Annotated in this window: 16 protein-coding genes and 1 pseudogene; 7 read left to right on the top strand and 10 right to left on the bottom strand. The window is 34.4% G+C overall.

From position 1 onward, the window contains the following. The first annotated feature begins 359 nt into the window (after positions 1–359). On the top strand, positions 360–902 hold the full coding sequence (locus ACFX5D_RS07725) for a hypothetical protein (protein ID WP_379857671.1): 543 nt from the start codon (positions 360–362) through the stop codon (positions 900–902). A 227-nt stretch (positions 903–1,129) separates the two neighbouring features. On the opposite strand, the pseudogene ACFX5D_RS07730 reads toward ACFX5D_RS07725, so the two are convergent. Then, positions 1,130–1,357 (bottom strand): annotated as a pseudogene (locus tag ACFX5D_RS07730) (IS91 family transposase); the annotation flags it as partial. Positions 1,358–2,010: 653 nt separating this feature from the next. Here ACFX5D_RS07730 and ACFX5D_RS07735 point away from each other — a divergent pair. Both ACFX5D_RS07735 and ACFX5D_RS07740 read left to right on the top strand, forming a co-directional pair. Next, the gene (locus tag ACFX5D_RS07735; RefSeq protein WP_379857673.1) at positions 2,011–2,502 is read left to right on the top strand and encodes a sigma-70 family RNA polymerase sigma factor; all 492 of its coding nucleotides are present in this window, start codon (positions 2,011–2,013) and stop codon (positions 2,500–2,502) included. Positions 2,503–2,504: 2 nt separating this feature from the next. Then, entirely contained in the window at positions 2,505–3,116 is a 612-nt protein-coding gene (locus ACFX5D_RS07740) for a hypothetical protein (RefSeq protein WP_379857674.1), read from the top strand. A 94-nt stretch (positions 3,117–3,210) separates the two neighbouring features. Here the strand turns inward: ACFX5D_RS07740 and ACFX5D_RS07745 are convergent, their stop codons facing one another. Beyond that, positions 3,211–3,438 (bottom strand): CDGSH iron-sulfur domain-containing protein, encoded by a 228-nt coding sequence (locus ACFX5D_RS07745; protein ID WP_379852078.1) that lies wholly within the window; start codon positions 3,436–3,438, stop codon positions 3,211–3,213. 114 nt (positions 3,439–3,552) lie between these two features. On the opposite strand from ACFX5D_RS07745, the gene ACFX5D_RS07750 reads away from it, so the two are divergent. Continuing rightward, on the top strand, positions 3,553–3,828 hold the full coding sequence (locus ACFX5D_RS07750; protein WP_379857675.1) for a T9SS type A sorting domain-containing protein: 276 nt from the start codon (positions 3,553–3,555) through the stop codon (positions 3,826–3,828). Positions 3,829–3,973: 145 nt separating this feature from the next. Continuing rightward, positions 3,974–4,426 carry a VOC family protein gene (locus ACFX5D_RS07755; protein WP_379857676.1) on the top strand — a complete coding sequence of 151 codons (453 nt, stop codon included), beginning with the start codon at positions 3,974–3,976 and terminating at the stop codon, positions 4,424–4,426. A gap of 274 nt (positions 4,427–4,700) precedes the next feature. Here the strand turns inward: ACFX5D_RS07755 and ACFX5D_RS07760 are convergent, their stop codons facing one another. The 5 genes from ACFX5D_RS07760 to ACFX5D_RS07780 form a co-directional block, all read right to left on the bottom strand. Beyond that, on the bottom strand, positions 4,701–6,176 hold the full coding sequence (locus ACFX5D_RS07760) for a LysM peptidoglycan-binding domain-containing protein (protein ID WP_379857677.1): 1,476 nt from the start codon (positions 6,174–6,176) through the stop codon (positions 4,701–4,703). 781 nt (positions 6,177–6,957) lie between these two features. Continuing rightward, the gene (locus tag ACFX5D_RS07765; RefSeq protein ID WP_379857678.1) at positions 6,958–9,225 is read right to left on the bottom strand and encodes an aconitate hydratase; all 2,268 of its coding nucleotides are present in this window, start codon (positions 9,223–9,225) and stop codon (positions 6,958–6,960) included. A gap of 122 nt (positions 9,226–9,347) precedes the next feature. Next, positions 9,348–12,119, bottom strand: a complete 2,772-nt coding sequence (locus ACFX5D_RS07770) for a bifunctional aconitate hydratase 2/2-methylisocitrate dehydratase (RefSeq protein WP_379857679.1) — start codon at positions 12,117–12,119, stop codon at positions 9,348–9,350. 391 nt (positions 12,120–12,510) lie between these two features. Then, positions 12,511–13,464, bottom strand: coding sequence for an AAA family ATPase (locus ACFX5D_RS07775; RefSeq protein WP_379857680.1), 954 nt, complete (start codon positions 13,462–13,464; stop codon positions 12,511–12,513). Between the two features lie 79 nt (positions 13,465–13,543). Further along, positions 13,544–14,971 (bottom strand): peptidylprolyl isomerase, encoded by a 1,428-nt coding sequence (locus ACFX5D_RS07780; protein ID WP_379857681.1) that lies wholly within the window; start codon positions 14,969–14,971, stop codon positions 13,544–13,546. A gap of 729 nt (positions 14,972–15,700) precedes the next feature. On the opposite strand from ACFX5D_RS07780, the gene ACFX5D_RS07785 reads away from it, so the two are divergent. Further along, on the top strand, positions 15,701–17,140 hold the full coding sequence (locus ACFX5D_RS07785) for an alpha-amylase (protein WP_379857682.1): 1,440 nt from the start codon (positions 15,701–15,703) through the stop codon (positions 17,138–17,140). 182 nt (positions 17,141–17,322) lie between these two features. Continuing rightward, on the top strand, positions 17,323–18,912 hold the full coding sequence (locus ACFX5D_RS07790; protein ID WP_379857683.1) for a peptide chain release factor 3: 1,590 nt from the start codon (positions 17,323–17,325) through the stop codon (positions 18,910–18,912). A gap of 81 nt (positions 18,913–18,993) precedes the next feature. Here ACFX5D_RS07790 and ACFX5D_RS07795 read toward each other — a convergent pair whose 3' ends face one another. The 3 genes from ACFX5D_RS07795 to rpoC all read right to left on the bottom strand — a co-directional run bounded on the left by ACFX5D_RS07795 (position 18,994) and on the right by rpoC (position 24,214). Beyond that, on the bottom strand, positions 18,994–19,347 hold the full coding sequence (locus ACFX5D_RS07795; protein WP_379857684.1) for a hypothetical protein: 354 nt from the start codon (positions 19,345–19,347) through the stop codon (positions 18,994–18,996). A gap of 238 nt (positions 19,348–19,585) precedes the next feature. After that, positions 19,586–19,897, bottom strand: a complete 312-nt coding sequence (locus ACFX5D_RS07800; protein ID WP_379857685.1) for a DUF3467 domain-containing protein — start codon at positions 19,895–19,897, stop codon at positions 19,586–19,588. A gap of 3 nt (positions 19,898–19,900) precedes the next feature. Beyond that, a complete protein-coding gene (rpoC, locus tag ACFX5D_RS07805) occupies positions 19,901–24,214 on the bottom strand; it encodes a DNA-directed RNA polymerase subunit beta' (protein ID WP_379857686.1) in 4,314 nt (1,437 codons plus the stop codon). Between the last annotated feature and the right edge of the window lie 21 nt (positions 24,215–24,235).

A 24,235-nucleotide genomic window follows, 5' to 3' on the forward strand; every position in this document is an offset into this window, starting at 1 on the left:
TTTGTTTTCTCTTAACGCATCGGGATGCTTTTTTTTGTAGTCATAATTTACGAATTTTAATTATCTTCGTAAGGTACAAAATCTCGGTAAGTGCTACCGAAGGTTTAGTTCAACAGCTACTACAACGGATTTGGGCAATTGGCTTAATGGAAAGATGGTTTTGTATTTGGAAGATTTGGCAAATCCGAAAATAGGGCTTAATTTAGTCCCAAACCCGCTGTAGTAGCGGGACGTTAGGCAAAATGCGCGCACGCATCTTACCTAACAGGCGCGCACTTCGCCTAACTCACGCTTGGAGAAAACTCCCAAGCCTTCGCCAAGCGCGCGCCTGTTAGCAGTAAGTTTAAAAACGATAGAATATGACATTAACAGACATAGAATACAAAGCATTTTTAAGGACACATCTTGAACTTTTGTTTTACGTTGGACACAAAAGTAAAATCATTGCTGACGACATAATTTTTAATGTATTTGTTGACTTAAACTTTTCAATAAAATTAAAGTGTCGGGACTTTTTACTCGACAACAAAAAATTATTAGATGACTATATCGCGGAAAATTTTGACAAGTTGACAACCGAACAAATTTCAATTTTGACAGGTTTTAAAAAGACAATTTCTAGTGACTTTGTTATCTTTAAATGCTTAACCAATAACGCTGTTTTTATTGACACAAAAGACAATAGATTTTATGCAGTAAAAGCATTAAGTGACAGTTTTGACCAATTTTTTGATCGTTTTCCAGTTCTCGTAAAGACCACTCTATTGCCATTTAATGACCATATTATTTATGACGGTTTTATTAAACCGACTGGTGTTTATTTTGGTTCTGGAATGACATCAACTATGAAAGAAGAATATAAATTGGCAAAAAAGAATAACCAAATATTGACAACAATATGAGAATAAAACCTACTGCTAACAGCTAGAGTTTCGTTGCGTGCGTAGCGCGAACAATGAAACTCGTGTTGAACGGAACCGAGTACCTGCCGTCAACACTATGGAGTTATCGTAAAGTTTTGAGAGAGAATTTAAGGAGGATTTAGTCCTCTTTTTTTTTGAGTAATTTTAACCTTGGTTTTTTGAGTGTTTTTATTCACTTTGGAGCATACGCGCCCTTATCCATAAAATTAATTTTTATAGGGAATGGCGTTTTGGCCACCGCCAAGATACCAAGCAGGCGGACCGCGCTGGTCAAAAACTGCTAATCGGTATAAATTGCCTGTTTTACAACAAGGACACTTGGGTAAAAAGGGCTTCTTTTCTACTTTTTTCAGAACTTTTACTTTGAGTCTTTCCTGCAAAAGTTTCAGCTTTTGACGCTTCCAAGTGCTGCTCCCACTGCCTCTCGTTTTCACCGAGTATCAATTTTAATTTAGTACACAATAGCAACGTTTGCAACGCGATCGATTATGCTGCACGATGCCTGCCGACTTTGCGCCCACAACCAAAAGCAACGACAACAAAAGGCTATGTTTTGTAGTCGTTTTTTTTATGCTACCTTTGATTATAGTTAATTGCAGTTAAATCTAGAATTAATAAAAAAATTTATGATTATCCAGAATAAAAGACTTGTCATTATTGTACTCGTAATAGCACTCCTATTGCTTATCCCGTTAATCGCCATGCAGTTTACAGAGGAAGTGAATTGGACTTTATCCGATTTTATTTCCGCTGGTGTCTTGCTACTAGTTACAAGTCTGTTGCTTGATCTTGTAATCCGGAAAGTAATGAAAACGCCAGTTCGAATTGTCTTTATCATGATTATACTGGCGATTCTCCTTCTCATTTGGGCAGAGCTCGCTGTTGGCATCTTTTAATATCTTTAACCACCTTCAGGTTATACCCACAACCGTGATAGATCAGCAATCGTGCGAAAATTGAAAACGATATTAACTGGCGGAGTTTTTTCAAAAAAAACAGAACCAGTAAATTTTCTTTTCTTCAAAGTGTGATTTTTTGATAACGTAGTACACTAATCAAGTATCGGAAACATAATCGTAAATTATTAGTGGATAAAAAAGAAACATTTATAGCAGCAATAAAAGAAAATGAAGGCTTCATTTTCAAAATTGCGTCTGTTTATACCAATAACACAGATGACAAAAATGATTTAGTTCAGGAAATCATTTACCAACTTTGGAAATCATTTGACTCTTTTAATCATAAGTCAAGTTTGAGTACTTGGATGTATCGTGTTGCTTTGAATGTTGCCATTTATCATCTCAAAGTATCAAAAAAAAGAGTTTTGATCGTTCCGATAGACGGTCAGGTTTTAAATTGTCATGAAAATGACAATAGCAAAACGCAAGAGAAATGGCAAGTATTCAGACAGCAAATTGACAATCTAAATTTACTTGACAAGGGAATCGTAATGCTTTATTTAGACAATAAAAGTTACGATGAAATTGCCGAAATTATTGGAATATCATCCAGCAATGTCGGAACAAAGCTTTCACGTATTAAAGAAAAATTAAAGACACAAATTTTCAAAAAACAGTAACCATGGAATTAGACGAGTTAAAAAACACTTGGGATAATACAAACAATACAGCAGAGCAACAACAGCATTTAACAACTAAAATGATTGCGCAAATGACACAAAAAAAATACAATTCTAAAATTAAAAAAATAGCTTATCCCGAGATTATTGGCGTAATCATTTGTTTAATAAGTGTGCTCTTCATCGGTATAAATTTCTACAAATTAGACACTACATTTTTGCAAGGTGCGGGTATTGTTTCCATTTTTTTATTAGTGACACTTTCTATCCTTAGTATTTTAAGTCTTCGACAATTAACCATTCCCGAAGATGTAAACAGACCTTACGCTGCAACGCTGAAAATATTTGCTACTCAAAAATTGCAATTTTTCAAATTGCAGAAAATAAATGCCGTTTTAAGCTACTTACTTCTGGTGTCAATACTTATTTTGATGTCCAAATTTTTTGACGGCAGAGATATTACATGCATCAAATATTTTTGGATTTACTCTTTTAGTTTTGCATATTTATTTTTGTTGTTTTACTCCAGGTGGGTAGCTAAATATTACAAGAAAACAGTGAAACAAAGTGAAGAATTATTGCAGGACTTACAACAGTGTTTTATAAATAATTAGGCGATTTTTATGCAGTAACATACAGACCCAAAATAGGAAAAGCTAAATCCGTAACGATTTAGCTTTTCCTATCTAATTGAATTAGAAAACGATATTACTTCGTTTTCACTGGCGGCAAGTCAAATGCTGCTGATTCATGCTCAAAACCATTGCGGTGGGAACCATCACAAAAAGGTTTATTGGCTGATAATCCACAACGACAAAGACCCAAAGAAGTTCTTCCTTCTAATCCGTATGTTTTTCCTTCGCAGTCAGTTATTTCGAAATCGCCTTCTATTTTTATAGATCCGTTGCGATTGATTGTTAGTTTTGTCTTACTCATAATACCTTTTATTTTTTAGAGTTCAAAGATTGCAAAATATATTCTGACTGTTTAGAAATAGTATTTTTTTTATGTTGCAAAAGACTAATTTACATTAATTCTATATTATGCAAAATGCCAACCGCAATTCCGCTTCTTTCGGTCGTGGCTTCCCCTTACCCTGCAACTGATTTAGTTATTATTACTATAAAAACAGCTGTACTAAAACAGATGGTATTGAAACTATATGATGTCTTTGGAATGTTAGTTGGATCACCTATTGAAATTCGCGGGACATCAACTGAAAATGCGATTAAAATCAACGTAAGTAACCTTATAGGATGCGTTTATATCTATGTATTAAGTGCCAAAAATAAAGTTTTATTTACCGATAAAATTGTTAAAAAATAAAACAACAATTCTCCTTCAAAATACTAGATTCTTTCATTAGAGTGTAGCATTTTTTTTTTACCTTTCTTAAAATTAAAATACCAAAAAATATATCAAGAATTATTATGTACTTTTAACTTTTAATAAAATTAAAATTAGTTTACCAATGAAAAAAACAACCTTCCTCCTACTTGCCATTGTATTTACCGGATCGCTGTGGGCACAGGAATCATTTTCTTTGAAGATGGATCACGTGGCACTTTCTGTAAAAGATTTGGATCAATCCATTGATTTTTATACAACCGTTTTAAAACTCCATGAAATCACAAACCTCACCAGAAAAGAAGGAATTCGTTGGGTTTCTTTGGGAGATGGCAAAGAGTTGCATCTCGTTTCTACTATTAAAGAACCCGTTACAATAAATAAAGCGGTACATCTTGCCTTTAAAACTGCTAATTTTGATTCGCTTATACAAGTACTAGTCAAACGAAATATTACTTATTCTGACTGGCCAGGAGAACTTCATAAAATTAACGTTCGCGCTGATGGTATTAAACAAATTTATTTTCAGGATCCAGATGGATATTGGATTGAAGTCAATGGTGTGACATTGGATTAAATAGTCAATCTAATATTTTTTACCTTTTTTTAATAAAAACTGTGAAAGATGAAACTTTTCTTTTAAATAATGTAACCTTTATTTCGCGTTAGTTACGCATCTTTGTATCATAGATTTCAGTTCTACTTTGATCTAAATTTACATCCTAAGAAAACTTGCAAATAGCCTGGCTGTGTGTTCTCTGTACAGATATGAATCGATAAAACCAAAAAACTGCCCAGTTACCTGAAGAGTTTCCATTATAAAGATTACACTATTTTTTAAAAAAATGTGGTTATTGTAAAACGCGATTGATTTGAGTTAATTTTTTTTCGTAGTATTTCTCTTTGACCGACGAAATTACTACGCCACCACCTACAGAGGCATGAATGAATTTTATGTCTCCGTCGCATACTTCAACCACCATTCCAACATGGTTGATACGGCTTCTTCCATTTGTTCTAAAGAAGATTAAATCACCCTTTTGGGCGTCTTCTGGCGTGACAACAGTGCCTAAACGGGATTGTTCTATGGAAGTTCTTGGTAATTTAATATCGAAAGCTCCGAATGTATTACACATTAAACCAGAGCAATCAAACCCGGACTTTGAGGAACCTCCAATTTGATATCTGGTTCCAATATTAGCAGAAGCCGTTTCTATTAATTCATCCAAAAAATTAGGATTAGAAGCTGGTTTTAAAAAACTTTTAAATTCACTACTCCCTCTGGGTTCAAAATCACTATCCTCTTCGATATCTTCAGTGATTATTTCTACTTGTTTTTCCTTTTTTTCAACAGATATAAGTGCAACGTTTTGTCGAGCGGAACTTCCTGATTTTATATTTAATAGATAACCTACGGGAAGATTATTTTTTATCTCTGGATTTTGCCTTTCCAATTCCTGAACTGTTATTCCGTATTGCTTTGCAATTCCGTATTTTGTTTCTTTTGGCAAAACCTCCCTAACACTATTTTCGGCTGTGTTTCCCAAAGTTTCAGTTGTCGCTGTTAAAACCACTAATTCTGCTTTTGTTTCTTTTATCGGTTCAAGCAGAAACTTGGACTCTTTACTTTCTTCAAGCACCGGTGCAATTTCAACTTTTAGATTCGCAGTAACCGGAATATTTATTTTCTGCCCCACTCTAAGAGATTTAACACCAAGTGTAGGATTGATTTTATCGAATTCCTTAATGGTAATTCCATATTTTCTTGTTATTGAATATTTGGATTCTTTTGGTAAAACTTCTATTATAGTGAATTCTGAACTTGAATTTGTAGTTTCAGTTTTAAATACCGTTCCTACAGGAATTTTTTGCGTAGTCTTTTTGGATTGAGAGGTAACTGCTATTTCTGTATTTGATTTTGCGTTACCGGGAATTGTAATCTTTTGACCAATTTTTAATCCTGAAGTTTCTAATGTTGGATTGGCTTGGTTTAATTCTTTCAGAGTGATTCCGTATTCTTTTGCTATTCCGTAAAGTGTTTCTTTGGCGAGTACTTCATGCTCTTTTTCGGAATAATTTGTTGCAATTTTAGCTTTGGTATTGTTGTTTTTTTCAGCAGTTGTAGGAATTAACAGAACCGAGTTGAGTTTTAGCAGATTCTTGGCTTTTGGATTCAACTTATAAATTTCACTGGCTTTAACCTCGTATTTTTCTGCAATACTCGAAACAGTTTCCCCTTTTACGATGGTATGTTTCTTGATTTTTTCCTGTGAAAAAAGAACAATACTATTAAATAAAAACAATGTTACAACTAATCTTAAACTCATATTTATTTTTTTCAAATTACTTACCCCATTTTATTCTGCATAGCGATTTCAGGATATAATTATTAAATCTCGCTATGGTTTCTTGCTTAAATCATTTGCTTAAAAAAACATAAAAAGACCTTATCTCTTTTATTAAAAAGAGGGCGTAATACGTACAATTTAAAAACTTGTGATTTCTGTTCAGATTGCAAAAGCAACCTAAACAGTAACGCAGTACAATCCTAATGTATTGTTGCGCTTAAAATAAAAAATTAAAAAGAAGGTTCGATTCCTACTAGTAATCAAAAAAATAATTCCTCCCAAATTTGATATTTCAGAAAGGCTAATATAACTGATTTAATCAAAAAAACCATAAGTTTTTTTGATTTTAACGTGTTAAAAAAACAAAACTCGCTTTTTTCAGCATTTTTTAGGGTAATTTGGAACAAAAAATTTCATTTTTCATAAAAAAACTCCATTTCTAGCTTTAACGGAAAATGGTGAAATTTAAGAAAAATCTAGATTTTTAGTTCTAGCCCTGATGGAAGTGGAAAGCCTTTTGAATTGAAATCGCATTTTTTCCTGAGAAAAAAAAGCGACGAGCGGAAGCTCATTTTTTGTCTTGGAAAAAAGCGATTTTACGAAAAAGCTTGAAACGGTCAGCAGGAAATCGCTCCTAAAAAAAATTAGAATAAGTATAAAAAAAGTGTTCAGTAATCAGTCGCAGTCTTGAATTACTGAAAACTAAATTACTAAACACTATTTTAAACGGACCACTTTAAACTAGTCATTGACTACCTACTTATGCGTTACTGGCAGCAGCAATTAAGTTTAACGCTGAACCAGCTTTGAACCAACCAATTTGTCCTTCGTTATAGGTATGGTTTGCCAAGATAAGATCTTTGGTTCCATCAGCGTGAACGAATTCTATCGTTAATGGTTTTCCTGGGGCAAAATCTACTAAATCTGTGAAGTTGATGGTATCATCTTCCAGGATTTTATCGTAATCAGCTTCGTTAGCAAATGTCAATCCTAAAAGACCCTGTTTTTTGAGGTTTGTTTCGTGGATACGAGCAAATGATTTTACCAATACCGCTTTAACACCTAAGAAACGAGGTTCCATAGCTGCATGCTCACGTGAGGAACCTTCACCATAATTGTGATCTCCCACAACAATAGATGGAACTCCAGCCGCTTTATAAGCACGTGCAACTGCAGGAACTGCATCATAAGTACCTGTTAATTGATTTTTAACCGAATTGGTTTTATCTGTGAACGCATTGACAGCTCCGATCAACATATTGTTAGAGATATTATCTAAGTGACCACGGAAACGCAACCATGGACCTGCCATAGAGATATGATCCGTAGTACATTTTCCGAAAGCTTTAATCAATAATTTAGCTCCTGAGATATTTTTACCGTCCCAAGGTTGGAATGGCGCTAATAACTGCAAGCGATCTGACGTTTCGCTTACAACGATTTGAACTCTTGACCCATCAGCAGCTGGTGCTTGAAATCCTGCATCTTCAACTGCAAATCCTTTTTTAGGCAATTCATCACCATAAGGAGCACTCAATCTTACTTCTTCACCGTTATCGTTGATTAAAGTATCCGTTATAGGATTGAAATCCAAACGACCCGCAATTGCTAAAGCAGCAACCATTTCTGGAGAAGTGACGAATGCGTGCGTGTTTGGGTTACCATCTGCACGTTTAGAGAAGTTGCGATTAAAAGAGTGAACGATTGTGTTTTTTTCTCCTTTATCAGCACCTACTCTATCCCATTGTCCGATACATGGTCCACAAGCATTTGTAAATACTTTGGTTCCCATTTTTTCGAAAGTAGCGATGATTCCGTCTCTTTCGATTGTATATCTTATTTGTTCCGAACCTGGGTTGATACCAAATTCCGCTTTTGGACTGATCCCCAATTCAACGGCTTGATTAACGATAGACGCAGCACGAGCCATATCTTCGTAAGAAGAGTTCGTACAAGAACCGATTAATCCCCATTCTACCTTAATTGGCCATCCATTTGCAGCAGCTTCTTCTTTCATTTTAGAAACTGGAGTTCCTCTATCTGGAGTAAAAGGACCATTGATGTGTGGCTCTAATTCAGATAGGTTGATTTCGATTACTTGATCAAAATAAGTTTCTGGGTTCGCGTAAACTTCTGGGTCAGCAGTTAGATAAGAAGCCACTTTATCGGCAGCATCAACCACGTCTTGACGACCTGTTGCAGAAAGGTATCTTCTCATGGACTCGTCATAACCAAATGTAGATGTGGTAGCACCAATTTCGGCACCCATATTACAAATAGTTCCTTTTCCAGTACACGACATTGAAGTAGCTCCTTCTCCAAAATATTCAACAATTGCTCCTGTTCCACCTTTTACAGTAAGAATATCAGCTACTTTAAGGATAACATCTTTTGGTGCAGTCCAACCAGAAAGTTTTCCCGTTAATTTTACACCTATTAATTTTGGGAATTTTAATTCCCATAACATTCCTGACATTACATCAACTGCATCAGCTCCACCAACACCAATAGCTAACATCCCCAATCCACCTGCATTTACAGTATGTGAATCCGTACCAATCATTAAACCTCCAGGGAATGCATAGTTCTCTAAAACGATTTGGTGAATAATTCCTGAACCTGGTTTCCAGAAACCAATTCCGTATTTATCCGATACTGAAGAAAGAAAATCAAAAACTTCTTTTGATTGTGTGTTGGCTGCCGCTAAATCAAATTCAGCTCCATTTTTAGCCAAAATCAAATGATCACAGTGAACCGTTGTTGGAACAGCAACTGTTTTCTTTCCGGCGTGCATAAATTGTAATAGTGCCATTTGAGCCGTTGCATCCTGACAAGCGACTCTGTCTGGAGCAAAATCAACATAATCAGCACCTCTTACAAATGCTTTAGATGGAGTTCCATCCCAAAGGTGACTATATAAAATTTTCTCCGTTAAAGTCAGTGGACGACCAACAATCTCCCGTGCTTTGTCCACACGAGATGTCATATTTGCGTACACTTTTTCAATCATTTCAATATCAAAAGCCATAAGATTTATATATAATTGTTACTATTTTATTTTAAACATACAAGATACAAAAAAATAGAGTATAAAAAAAGCACGAGTCCTTAGACTCATGCTTTTAAATTATAATTAACTAATAATGTGAATTATTTAACTAATAACTTATGAGAAGGCGCAAACTTGGTGAGATTAATACCTTCTACAGCAGTTTTATATTCTTCTAGTGTTGGAGTTCTACCAAGAATTGTAGCTAATACCACAACCGGTGTAGATGAAAGTAAAGATTCTCCTTTTTTACCTTCCGTATCTTCTACAACTCTTCCTTGGAAAAGACGAGTAGATGTTGCCATTACAGTATCTCCTTTGGCCGCTTTTTCTTGGTTACCCATACAAAGATTACAACCTGGACGCTCTAAATATAGCATATTCTCATACGAAGTACGGGCGGCAGCTTTAGGGACATTATCGTCAAATTCGAAACCAGAGTATTTTTGTAAAATTTCCCAGTCACCTTCTGCTTTTAATTCATCAACAATATTATAAGTAGGAGGAGCTACAACTAGCGGCGCTTTGAACTCTACCTTACCTTCTTGCTCATCAATATTCTTTAGCATATGCGCAAGGATTTTCATATCTCCCTTGTGAACCATACAAGAACCTATAAATCCAAGATCTACTTTTTTAACTCCTCCATAGAAAGAAAGAGGTCTGATGGTATCGTGCGTATATCTTTTGGAAACATCCGCATTATTTACATCAGGGTCAGCAATCATTGGTTCTGCAATCTGATCAAGATCTACAACAACTTCAGCGTAATACTTAGCGTTTGCATCTGGTCTTAATGCTGGTTTCTCACCTGAAATAATCTCAGCGATTCTCTTATCAGCAATAGCAATCAATCCTTTAAGAACTTGATTTTTGTTGTCCATGCCCTTGTCAATCATGATCTGAATTCTACCTTTCGCAATCTCTAAAGATTCAATCAAGGTATAATCTTCAGAAATACATATAGAAGCTTTTGCCTTCATTTCTGCAGTCCAGTCCGTAAACGTAAATGCTTGATCTGCATTAAGAGTTCCAAGGTGAACCTCAATAATTCTTCCTTGAAATACATTTTCTCCACCAAAAGTCTTCAGCATCTGAGACTGCGTAGCATGAACCACATCTCGGAAATCCATATATCCTTTCATCTCTCCTTTGAATGTTACTTTCACAGATTCAGGAATCGGCATTGAAGCTTCACCAGTAGCCAATGCAAGAGCAACTGTTCCTGAATCAGCACCAAAAGCGACGCCTTTAGACATTCTTGTATGAGAATCCCCACCGATGATGATAGCCCACTCGTTTACAGTAATATCATTCAATACTTTATGAATTACATCAGTCATTGCATGATAAACACCCTTCGGGTCACGAGCTGTTATCAAACCGAAGTCATTCATGAATTTCATCAATCTAGGAATATTTGCCTTAGATTTACTATCCCACACCGAAGCGGTGTGACAACCCGATTGGTAAGCACCGTCAACGATCGGAGAAATCACCGTAGCAGCCATAGACTCCAACTCCTGTGAAGTCATAAGACCAGTTGTGTCTTGCGAACCTACGATATTAACTTCTACACGAACATCTGAACCAGCGTGTAAAACTTTACCCGGAGTTGAACCAACCGCATTTCTATTAAATATTTTTTCTACAGCCGTCAGACCTTGTCCTTCAATAGAAACCTCTTTTGACGGAGCAAATACAGGTACGATATCAATACCTAGAGTCTTTGATGCAAATGTTTGAAGTTTTTTTCCAAATACAATAGCGTAAGACCCACCTGCTTTTATAAATTCAATTTTCTGAGGCGTGAATGCCTTAGAAATATCTATCAGTTCTTTGTCGCCATTATAAAGTTTTTTTGTCTTTGTGTTGATTGTAAAAACAGTACCAGTAGCAACAGAATATACCTCCTCTAGAATAGGGTCACCGCTTTCATTACGAAGAACTGTACCGTTTTCATCTAATTTTTTTACCCAGTTTTTAAGATCAAGACCAATCCCTCCAGTAACATCAACAGTTGTTAGGAAAATCGGAGATATACCATTTGTTCCTGCAACAATTGGAGCAAAATTAACAAATGGAACATAAGGACTTGCTTGTTTACCAGTCCAAAGAGCCACGTTGTTTACACCTGACATTCTTGATGAACCTACACCCATAGTACCTTTTTCAGCAATCAACATCACGCTTTTGTCAAGATGTTGTGCTTGTAGTGTTTTGATTTCCTCTTGTGCTTCAGGAGAAATCAAACATTTACCATGTAATTCACGGTCTGATCTTGAATGCGCTTGGTTACCTGGAGAAAGTAAATCAGTTGATATATCTCCTTCTCCAGCAATAAAAGTAACTATCTTAATTTCTTCTGCTATTTCTGGTAATTTAGTAAAGAACTCAGCGTTAGCATAGCTCTCTAGAATTGCTGTCGCTATTCCGCTTCCGCTTTTGAAAGCAGCTTCTAAACGATCTGTATCTGCTTCATAGAGAAAAACTTGTGTCTTTAAAACTTCCGCAGCATCTTTTGCAATAGCAGCAGCATCACCTAAAGCCAAATCAAGTAAAACGGTTATAGAAGTTCCACCTTTCATATGCGACAATAACTCTAAAGCAAAAGCAGGCGTGATTTCGGCAACTATTGATTGACCTAGAACAATTTCTTTTAAAAAATTAGCTTTTACAGTAGCAGCAGGAGTAGTTCCTGGAACAACATTGTAAATAAAAAAGTTAAGAGCATCTGCTCTGTACTCATTATTTAAATCTCTAATTTGCGCAATGATTTCGCTTAACAATTCGCCACCATCAATTGGTTTTGGGTGAAGCCCCTGACCTTTTCGTTCTTCAATCTCTTGAATGTAATCCTTATAAATATTCATAATAGAAGTATTTTCTTGGTATTTTTATTTTTTATACGCAAATTTAGGAATTAAAGCCGAGAATTAAAAAAAATATAACAGATGTAGCTTTTTCAAAAATTATTATTACTAAATAAAGAGCTTCGCTACTTTTTATTATCAAAAATTCAATTTTAAATTAAAATAATGAATTATCAATAATTTAAAATCTTTTCTTAACGAAAGTTGAAATTTAATGTTACTTCGGGAGTGAGATTTTACACTGCTTTCCGCTAAGAACCTTTCTAAATTATCACTTATAACGTTGTATTTTTAAATACTCTTTTTGGTTCAACTAAAATAGTAAGTAAAAACAAAAAAGCCAAACAGATTTTAGAAATTTGTTTGGCTTTTTTCTCAATATTAAAAATTATTACATCAGCTTCTGAATAATAACTTCTTCGGTAATTCCTTCAGCATCAGCTTTATAATTTTTGATAATTCTATGACGCAAAATTCCTGTAGCCACCGCTTTTACATCCTCAATATCCGGTGAAAATTTCCCATTGAATGCAGCATTTGCTTTGGCTGCCAAAATTAAATTTTGTGAAGCTCGAGGTCCGGCTCCCCAATCCAAATAATTTTTCACAAATTCGTTAGAGAGCGGATTATCCGGCCTTGTTTTACTCACCAACGTCACAGCATATTCAATGACATTATCCGCCACTGGTATCCTGCGAATCAATTGTTGGAAATCAATGATCTCTTGCGCCGTAAATAACGGATTTATAGTATTATTTAAGTCTGAAGTCGTACGTTTCACCACTTGCACTTCTTCTTCAAACGATGGATATTCCAATTTAATGGCAAACATAAATCGGTCTAACTGCGCCTCAGGTAAGGGATAAGTTCCCTCCTGTTCAATTGGGTTTTGAGTGGCCAAAACAAAGTAAGGCAAATCTAATTTATAATTCTCACCCGCAATAGTAACGGAACGCTCCTGCATGGCTTCAAGCAAAGCAGCTTGTGTTTTTGGGGGGGTTCTGTTTATTTCATCGGCCAGAATAATATTTGAAAAAACAGGTCCTTTTATAAATTTGAATCGGCGATTTTCATCTAATATTTCACTTCCTAAAATATCCGATGGCATCAAATCAGGCGTAAATTGAATCCTTTTAAAATCAAGCCCTAAGGCTTGCGCCAAAGTATTTACCATCAACGTTTTTGCCAATCCTGGAACTCCTACTAAAAGCGCATGACCTCCAGAAAAAATACAAAGTAAAATTTGATCTACCACGGCATCTTGACCTACAATGATTTTTGCTATTTCGTTTTTTAGTTCATTCCTTTTTTGAACTAAATTATGTATTGCAGCTACGTCAGACATTTTCGACTGTTTATTAAATTAAAAAAGAGTTAGCGATATGAATTCATAAAGCTAACTCTTTTTATTTATTTTATAAAAATTATTTTTTCAACCAATTGTTCGTGAAAGCACAATCTCTGTATTCTCCAATAACTTTAACGTACGTTCCTTTAATTTTTTCGTCAAACCATTTCCCTATGGTTTTAATTTGTTTTTCCTTCAATGCCAATTCTTTTATTTTGATATAATCTTTGGCGTAATCAGCAGTGTGTTCGTCTATTCTATTCGTTACAGTAATTAATTTGTATTTTTTCTTGCCTTGTTCATCTTCCAATAATGGTAAAGAAATTTCCCCTTCTTTTAAATTTGAAACTTGACTATATAAACTAGGATCCATTTTTGTTAATTCAAAACGAGTATCTTGTGTTTTAGGATTGATTAACGCTCCTCCGTTTACTTTGGTTTCTTTTTCGTCTGACATAGATCTTGCCGCTTCCCCAAAAGTAACTTCCTTGCTTTCAATCTTTTTTCTGATTAAATCAATTTTTTCCTTAGCTTCTTTCATAGACGCTTCCGAAACAGACGGTGTCAATAATATATGACGTAATTCTATTTCTTGTCCTTTTATTTTTTCAACATAAATAATATGAAAACCAAAAGATGTTTCAAACGGTGCCGAAATTTCTCCTTCTGCCAAACTAAAAGCAACGTCTTTAAACTCTTTTACAAATGGGGTTCTACGATTCATCTTGTAATATCCACCATTTGTACTAGAACCGGGATCTTGAGAATACAGAACTGCTTTTGTAGCGAAACTGGCTCCTTCCTGGCATTCTTTTTTAAAGCCATTTAATTTATCAATAACTAACTGCTTGTCAGCATCAGATACTTTTGGAGTCACGATAATTTGTGCTACTTCCATTTCCGCACCAAAAAGAGGAAGTTCAGCAGTAGGAATCTTTTTAAAAAAATTACGTACTTCTTCTGGTGTAATTTCAACTGCATCTACAATCTTTTTTTGCATTTCTGAAGTCAATTTCTGTTCCTTCAAGATATCAAAGAAATAAGTCCTAAACTCTTCTTCATTATTTTTCTTGTAATACTTCACTACTTTTTCAAGAGATCCTAATTGCTCAGTCATATAGTTTAATCGATCATCCATCATCCCTTTTATTTCTGAGTCAGTAACCTTGACACTATCCTGAACTGCTTGATGCGCATACAATTTATCCTCCATTAGTTTTCCTAACATTTGACATCGCGTAATGTCTTTTACGGAATTCCCCTGACTTGATAATTCTAAATAAGATTTGTCAATATCCGAATCTAAAATTATATAATCTCCAATTGTAGCAATAACACCATCAATTTTTTGCTTTTGATTGGACTGTATTTTTTTAGCAGCAACAACTATACTGTCTTTAATTATTTCCTGCGCGTTTATAATCGCACTTGAAAACACTAAAAGAAAAAAAGATAGTGCAATTTTATTGTTTATGAATCTCATTTGTACTGTTTTTAATGGCATTTTTATAATTTATTATTAGCGTAATGTGTCGTTGTTATTCTGTTTAAATTTATTTCAAAAAGAACCTGGTAATTTTGCCCAAATATACACTTTAAGAATCAAGAAATAAATTGCATTTTTATTAAAAATACTTATAATTCTTTAAATTTAAAACCAACAAAAATAACAATTCAATTACATAATACAAGTTTCCTTAGTAGTATTAACAAAAATTTGTAAAACGCATTAGTTTATTAATTTAAATACTTCCTAAAAGTCAAATAACCACTCTTATTATTTAAATCAATGCACATAAAATAACGATGCACATAGACAAAGAATGACGAATTAAAATCAACTTCTCCTTTGTTATTTTTTTGAATTTTATCCTCTTACTGTAATTGTTCAATGATCAATTTATTTTATTGTTGCTATTTTATATAGAAAACCGAACCTTGTTTATATAGAAATTAGAATCAAACGAGATTGACAATTCATAAAATCCTCATTTAGACTACATTTTAAAAAAGTTTTTAACACTATTACGTTTTCGCAAAAAAGATTACAACGCTCAATGTAGGAAGTGTCACTATTTGCATAAATTAGCTAGATAATTAATAATATGATTTAAAATTGATAGTTAAATTAACATTATTTTTTTAGCAGATATTTTTTGATTTTAATATTAAATAGAAAATTCATTAAATTACCATTAACCAAATCTATTACCTAACCTCAATTATTAAGTTTATGAAAAAACAAAATTTTAAAATTTATGCATTAACAGCATTCTTAATTGGTATTTATTCTTGTAATTCAAATGATGATGTTGTTACGGATTCAATCGCGGCAGCTTCACAATTTAAAGTAATAAACGTAACCCATCACGATGGACATCCGTTCAGTACCGGAGTAACTACTTCCCCAACAGGAAAATATGTTGCAAATCCTGGAGGTGGCGTTATGATGCAAGCATTTTATTGGGATGTTCCTGCTGGCGGAACATGGTGGGATATAGTAAGTACAAAAGTAACCGAATGGTCAAATGCTGGAATTGGATCTGTGTGGTTACCTCCCGTTTCAAAAGCTCAAAACGGCGAATTTTCTATGGGATATGACCCTACCGATTATTTTGATTTTGGCGATTTTAATCAGAATGGCTCAATTGAAACGCGTTTTGGTTCTAAAACAGAATTGGTTAGTTTAATTACTAAGGCGCATACTGAAAATATGCAAGTGTATGCTGATATCGTAATTAACCACAACAGTGGAGGACAGTTAGAAAACAATCCTTTTACAGGAACACAAACGTACACCAATTTTACTGGCGTAGCTTCAGGAAAATTCCCAAGAACCAGCGCAGATTTTTATAAAAATTCTTATGCTAATAATGATGAGGGAGCTTTTGGAGGTTTTCCAGATTTAGCACATGTTGTCCCTAATGTTCAAAACTGGCTGTGGCTAAGAGCGGACGGCGTGGGTAAATACTACAAAAACACGATGAAATTTGATGGATGGAGATTTGATTACGTAAAAGGTTTTGGCCCCTGGGTTATTAACAATTGGAATGCAAACGTAGGTGGCTTCTCCGTTGGAGAATACTGGGATTCTAATGTAAACACTTTAGAATGGTGGGCAAATAATGCCAACAGCTCTGTATTTGATTTTGCTTGTTATTACAAAATGAACGACGCTTTTGACGGTAATAATCTTGCTCTTTTGAATGACGACATGATGTGGAAAAGAAACCCGTACAAAGCGGTTACTTTCGTTACTAATCATGACACCGATGAAATTTGGAAAAAAGAATTGGCTTATGCTTATATTCTAACGCATGAAGGTTATCCAACTATTTTCTACAGAGATTATGAAGAATGGTTGAATAAAACAAAAATGAACAATCTAATTTGGATCCATAATAATAAAGCGACCGGAACAACTTCGATTTTATATGCAGATAATGATGAATATGTTGCAAGAAGAAACGGATACAATGGAAATCCTGGATTAGTAGTATATATAAACAATTCCTCCGTTTGGCAAGAAAGATGGATCCAGACTAACTGGGCCAATGCACAAATTAAGGATTTCACCGGCAACTCTACTTGGATTCCTACAACCCAAGCAGATAAATGGGTAAAAATCCAGTGCCCACCAAATGGATATTCTGTTTGGTCCATCAACATGTAAAATATAAATACTCTCGAGGCTGTCTAAAAAAGATAGCCTTTTTTTATATAGGTAAATAAATATTCTTAATTTAAAAATTACTGGAATATCAAACAACAAAATTCACACAAGCAATTAAGAGTACACTATTTTTTTTAATTGGCATTTATAAATAGTACTTTTGCAGACTATTTATATTATACATGAGCTTTTTAAAAGAAATACAACGTAGAAGAACATTTGGGATTATCTCACATCCTGATGCCGGAAAGACAACACTTACCGAAAAACTCCTCCTTTTTGGTGGTGCTATTCAAGAAGCAGGTGCTGTGAAAAACAACAAAATAAAAAAAGGCGCTACCAGTGACTTTATGGAAATTGAACGCCAGAGAGGAATTTCGGTTTCTACTTCTGTTTTGGCATTCAATTATAAAAACAAAAAGATAAACATTCTCGATACCCCAGGACACAAGGATTTTGCTGAGGACACTTTTAGAACTTTAACTGCTGTTGACAGCGTTATTGTTGTAATTGATGTTGCCAAAGGTGTGGAGGAACAAACAGAGAAATTAGTTGCTGTTTGTCGATTGCGTAAAATTCCAATTATTGTATTTATCAATAAATTAGACAGAGAAGGAAAAGATGCTTTTGACCTTATGGACGAAGTGGAACAAAAACTGGGCTTAACAGTTACTCCTTTAAGTTTTCCTATAGGAATGGGCTATGATTTTCAAGGAATTTACAACCTTTGGGAACAAAACATCAACATATTTAGCGGTGATAGCCGCAAGAATATCGAGGAAACTATCGCTTTCTCAGATGTCAAAAATCCTGAGTTAGAGAAAATTATTGGCGAAAAACCTGCTGATAAATTGCGTGAAGAATTAGAGTTAATAGACGAAGTATATCCAAAATTTGATCGTCAGGATTATTTAGATGGAAAATTACAACCCGTTTTCTTTGGTTCTGCTTTAAATAATTTTGGAGTAAGAGAATTACTGGATTGTTTCGTAGAAATAGCACCCTCTCCGCGGCCTAAAGAATCAGAAACTCGATTAGTAGATCCAAAAGAAGAGAAAATGACTGGATTTGTTTTTAAAATTCATGCTAATATGGATCCAAAACACAGAGACCGTCTGGCCTTTATAAAAATTGTATCCGGAACTTTCGAACGAAATAAACCTTACTACCACGTTCGTCAAAAAAAGAATCTAAAATTCTCCAGTCCAAATGCTTTCTTTGCTGAAAAGAAAGAAATCGTAGATATTTCTTATCCTGGTGATATTGTAGGTTTACACGATACTGGGAATTTCAAAATTGGAGATACTTTAACAGAAGGTGAGGTCATGAGTTTCAAAGGAATTCCTAGTTTCTCTCCTGAACATTTTAGATATATCAATAATGCAGATCCAATGAAAGCCAAACAGCTTGATAAAGGAATTGATCAGTTGATGGATGAGGGAGTCGCTCAGTTATTTACGTTAGAAATGAATAACAGAAAAATCATTGGAACGGTAGGTGCACTTCAATATGAAGTAATCCAATATCGTTTAGAACATGAATACGGAGCAAAATGTACCTATGAAAACTTTCCGGTACACAAAGCATGCTGGGTAAAACCTAACGATCCAAAAAGTGATGAATTTAAAGAATTCAGAAGAATCAAACAAAAATTCTTAGCGCATGATAAATACGGGCAATTGGTATTTCTAGCCGATTCTGATTTTACAATTCAAATGACACAGAATAAATATCCGAACGTTAAATTATTCTTTACTTCAGAATTTGAATAATTATCAAAATAGTACTTCATAAAAAAACGCTAATTTATTAAATTAGCGTTTTTTTTATGTTTAATTGTCTGTATCTAAAACTTATGCGATTGTACTTTCTAAATTTATAGCTTTTTTCAAAAAAGTTTTAATTAACAAACGATTTGGAGCCATTCCAGAAGTAATAACTTCTTTTTTCGTATTGACAGATTCTGTTGAAATCGTTCTGTTAGGATCTTGTTTAGACCCCATAAACCAAAGAACGAAATTTATATTTGAAGAATCAAGTGTGCTCTCTTGTTTTACAATAGAGTTGCTTTCAATTGTACTATTCTCAATTTCAGTCTTTTCTAAAGTTTGACCAAAAACAGCAACATTAAAAAACAAAGCAAAAACTACCACTATAAAAATAGTGGTAATTTTATTGTTATTGTCTTGCTTAGAAAAGTTGTTCATAAGATAATTCTTTTATAAAAGATAACTGTACTCTTTTAATGTTTTGTGAAACTAAAATATTAAAATAATAGTAGAAAATATTTCCGATGAATAGCGTTTTTATCGGTTAAACGACAAAAAATATATTTTTTGTTTCTTAATGATCAAAGTACTGGGTAAAGTCAAATCAAAAAACAACAAAATAATTGACACAAAAAAAGGCTCCATTTCTGGAGCCTTTTCTACAATTCTATTACAATTAAGCTTGACCTGCAGGACCAAAACTAAGAGGAATTGGAGGTTGTTCAGTGTCTTTTATTTCGCCATAAGCGACTTCAAAACGGTGAATATTTTCTCCGATAGCCTTCAATAATCTTTTGGCGTGTTGCGGTGTCAAGACGATTCTTGCTTTTACTTTAGCCTTAGGAATACCTGGCATAATACTTACAAAATCTAGAACAAATTCAGAAGAAGAATGATTAATTATTGCTAAGTTGGAATAAATTCCTTCCGCGATTTTTTCATCCAACTCAATGTTGATTTGCTCCTGTTGTTGATTAGAATTACTCATACCTTAATAAATATATTCTTCTTTATTAGCCATCATATCATTATAATCTTCTTTTGAACCTACAATTGTATTGTCATATTCTCTCATACCAGTTCCGGCAGGAATTCTATGACCTACAATTACATTTTCTTTCAATCCTTCTAAGTAATCGATTTTACCTGCAACAGCAGCTTCATTCAATACTTTAGTAGTTTCCTGAAACGAGGCAGCAGAAATAAACGATTTAGTTTGAAGTGACGCTCTTGTAATACCTTGTAAAACTGGTGTTGCAGTTGCAGTAACAACATCACGAGCCACAACAAGATTTTTATCAGTACGTTTCAATAAAGAGTTTTCATCACGCAACTCACGAGGCGTAATAATTTGTCCTTCTTTCAAAGTACTAGAATCTCCAGCGTCTTCAACAACTTTCATACCATATAATTTATCATTTTGAACGATAAAATCTTTAGTGTGAATTAATTGATCTTCTAAGAATAAAGTATCACCTGGATCTTGTACTCTTACTTTACGCATCATTTGACGTATTACTACTTCAAAGTGTTTGTCGTTGATTTTTACCCCTTGTAATCGATATACTTCTTGGATTTCATTTACCAAATACTGTTGAACAGCTGCTGGTCCTTGAATTCTTAAAATATCATCCGGAGTAATAGCTCCATCAGATAAAGGTACACCTGCTCTTACGAAGTCATTTTCCTGAACTAGAATTTGACTTGATAATTTAACCAAGTATTTTCTAATATCACCAAATTTAGATTCGATAACGATTTCACGGTTACCTCTTTTGATTTTTCCAAAAGAAACAACACCGTCAATCTCAGAAACAACAGCTGGGTTTGAAGGATTACGAGCTTCTAACAACTCTGTAATTCTTGGTAAACCTCCTGTAATATCTCCTGATTTAGAAGAACGACGTGGAATTTTCACCAATACTTTACCTGCTTTAATTTTCTCCCCGTTTTCAACCATCAAGTGGGCTCCAACTGGTAAGTTATAAGAACGAATCAATTCATTATCTTTACCGTAAACCAATAAAGTTGGAATTAATTTTTTAGCTCTAGATTCAGAAATTACTTTTTCTTGGAAACCAGTTTGCTCATCAATTTCAACTATGTATGATTGACCTTGCTCTAATTCTTCGTAAGCAATTTTACCGGTAAATTCAGAAACGATAACTCCGTTATATGGATCCCATTTACAAATTACATCTCCTTTAACAACAGATTGACCGTCTTTAACAAAGATACTTGAACCGTAAGGGATATTATTAGTACTTAATAAAATACCTGTTCTTTCATCAATTAATTTTAACTCAGTCGAACGAGATACTACAATATCAACTGCATTACCTTCACTATCTTCTCCTTTAACAGTTTTTAAATCTTCGATTTCAAGTTTACCATTAAATTTCGTAACGATACTTGATTCTTCAGATATACCACCCGCAACCCCACCAACGTGGAACGTACGTAATGTTAACTGTGTACCAGGTTCTCCAATAGATTGCGCTGCAATAACACCGACAGCTTCTCCTCTTTGAGTCATTTTTCCGGTAGCTAAATTTCTACCGTAACATTTAGCACAAATTCCTTTCAATGCTTCACAAACAAGAGGCGAACGAACTTCCACTTTCTCAATTGGAGAAGCTTCAATTTGTTTCATTAATGCCTCAGTGATTTGCTCCCCTGAACGAACAAGTACATCATTAGTTAAAGGATTGATTACATCTTGCAATGCAACACGTCCTAAAATTCTTTCTCCTAAAGTTTCAACAATTTCTTCATTCTTTTTCAATGCTGATACTTCAACACCTCTAAGAGTACCACAATCGTCAATGTTAACAATAACATCTTGAGACACATCATGCAGTCTTCTTGTTAAATATCCTGCATCTGCCGTTTTCAAAGCCGTATCCGCAAGACCTTTACGCGCACCGTGAGTCGAGATAAAGTACTCAAGGATAGAAAGACCTTCTTTAAAGTTCGAAAGAATAGGGTTTTCAATAATTTCACCACCACCAGCAGTAGATTTTTTTGGCTTAGCCATCAAACCACGCATACCAGTTAACTGACGAATTTGTTCTTTGGAACCCCTTGCTCCAGAATCAAGCATCATATACACCGAGTTGAAACCTTGTTGGTCTTCTCTAATGTTTTTCATTGCTAATTCTGTCAATTGAGCATTTGCTGAAGTCCAAACATCAATAACTTGGTTGTAACGTTCGTTATTAGTGATAAGACCCATATTATAATTTACAGAAATACCTTGAACTTGTTCTCTGGCATCTGCAATTAATTTTGGTTTTTGATCTGGAATTCTAATATCACCAAGAGAGAATGACAAACCACCTTTAAAGGCAAATTTGTAACCCATATCTTTCATGTTATCCAAGAAAGCCGCAGTTGTAGGTACATCGGTAGCGCTTAAAACGTGTCCGATAATATCTCTAAGGTTTTTCTTAGTCAATACATCATTGATATATCCAGCTGCTTCAGGCACTACTTCATTAAATAATACACGACCTGCAGTAGTTTGTATGATTTGGAAAACCAAGTCACCTGCTTCATTAAAATGTTTTGCTCTAATTTTCACACGAGCATTCAATTCTAATCTGCCTTCATTCAAAGCAATATTTACCTCTTCAGCAGAATAAAAAGTGATTCCTTCTCCTAAAATTTTAAGCTCAGGAGTAGATAAACGTTCTTTGGTCATATAGTATAGACCCAAAACCATATCCTGAGAAGGTACCGTGATTGGAGCACCATTTGCAGGATTCAGAATATTGTGAGAACCCAACATTAATAATTGTGCTTCCAAAATAGCTTCTGGTCCTAATGGCAAGTGAACTGCCATTTGATCCCCATCAAAATCCGCATTAAATGCAGTACAAACTAAGGGGTGCAATTGGATTGCTTTTCCTTCAATTAATTTTGGTTGGAATGCTTGGATACCTAATCTGTGCAAAGTAGGAGCACGATTCAGTAATATTGGGTGACCTTTGATTACATTTTCAAGGATATCCCAAACTACAGGCTCTTTCTTATCTATTATTTTCTTAGCTGATTTAACCGTTTTTACAATTCCTCTTTCTATCAATTTACGGATAACGAAAGGTTTGTATAATTCTGCTGCCATATCTTTTGGGATACCACATTCAGATAATTTCAATTCAGGTCCAACAACAATTACCGAACGAGCAGAATAATCCACACGTTTTCCAAGTAAATTTTGACGGAAACGTCCTTGTTTACCTTTAAGGGAATCAGATAATGATTTTAATGGTCTGTTTGATTCTGTTTTTACTGCAGATGCTTTACGCGTATTATCGAAAAGTGAATCTACAGATTCCTGCAACATACGTTTTTCGTTTCTTAAGATAACTTCTGGAGCTTTAATCTCCATTAATCTTTTCAAACGGTTATTACGTATAATTACACGACGGTATAAGTCATTTAAATCTGAAGTTGCAAAACGACCTCCATCAAGTGGCACAAGCGGACGTAATTCTGGCGGAATAACTGGTACCACTTTCATAATCATCCATTCCGGACGGTTCTCACGGTTCAAGTTAGACTCACGGAAAGATTCAACAACTTGTAATCTTTTTAACGCTTCCGTTTTACGTTGTTTAGACGTTTCATTGTTAGCATTGTGTCTTAATTGGTAAGATAATTGATCTAAATCAATTCTTGCTAATAGGTCCATAATACACTCTGCTCCCATTTTGGCAACAAATTTATTAGGATCAAAATCGTCAAGATACTGGTTATCAGCAGGAAGAGTATCTAGAATATTTAAATATTCTTCTTCTGTCAAAAAGTCTAATCTTTGTACTGATTCACCTTCTGCATTTTTAGCAATACCTGCTTGGATTACTACGTATCTTTCGTAGTAAATAATCATATCTAATTTCTTAGATGGAAGACCTAGGATATAACCAATTTTGTTTGGAAGAGAACGGAAATACCAGATATGAGCAATTGGTACAACAAGATTGATGTGACCTACTCTGTCTCTACGTACTTTTTTCTCAGTAACTTCGACACCACAACGGTCACAGATAATTCCTTTGTAACGTATTCTTTTGTATTTACCACAAGCACATTCGAAATCTTTAACTGGTCCGAAAATACGCTCACAGAAAAGACCATCACGCTCTGGTTTGTGCGTTCTGTAGTTGATTGTTTCTGGCTTTAATACTTCACCTCTTGACTCTTTCAAGATCGATTCAGGAGAAGCAAGGCCGATTGAGATTTTATTAAACCTTTTTACAGGGTTTTTATCTTTATTGTTATTATTTCTATTATTCATCATAGCTTTTACTATTGATTTATT

This window comes from Flavobacterium fructosi (assembly GCF_042787335.1).
In the GTDB taxonomy this organism is placed as follows: Bacteria; Bacteroidota; Bacteroidia; order Flavobacteriales; family Flavobacteriaceae; genus Flavobacterium; species Flavobacterium fructosi.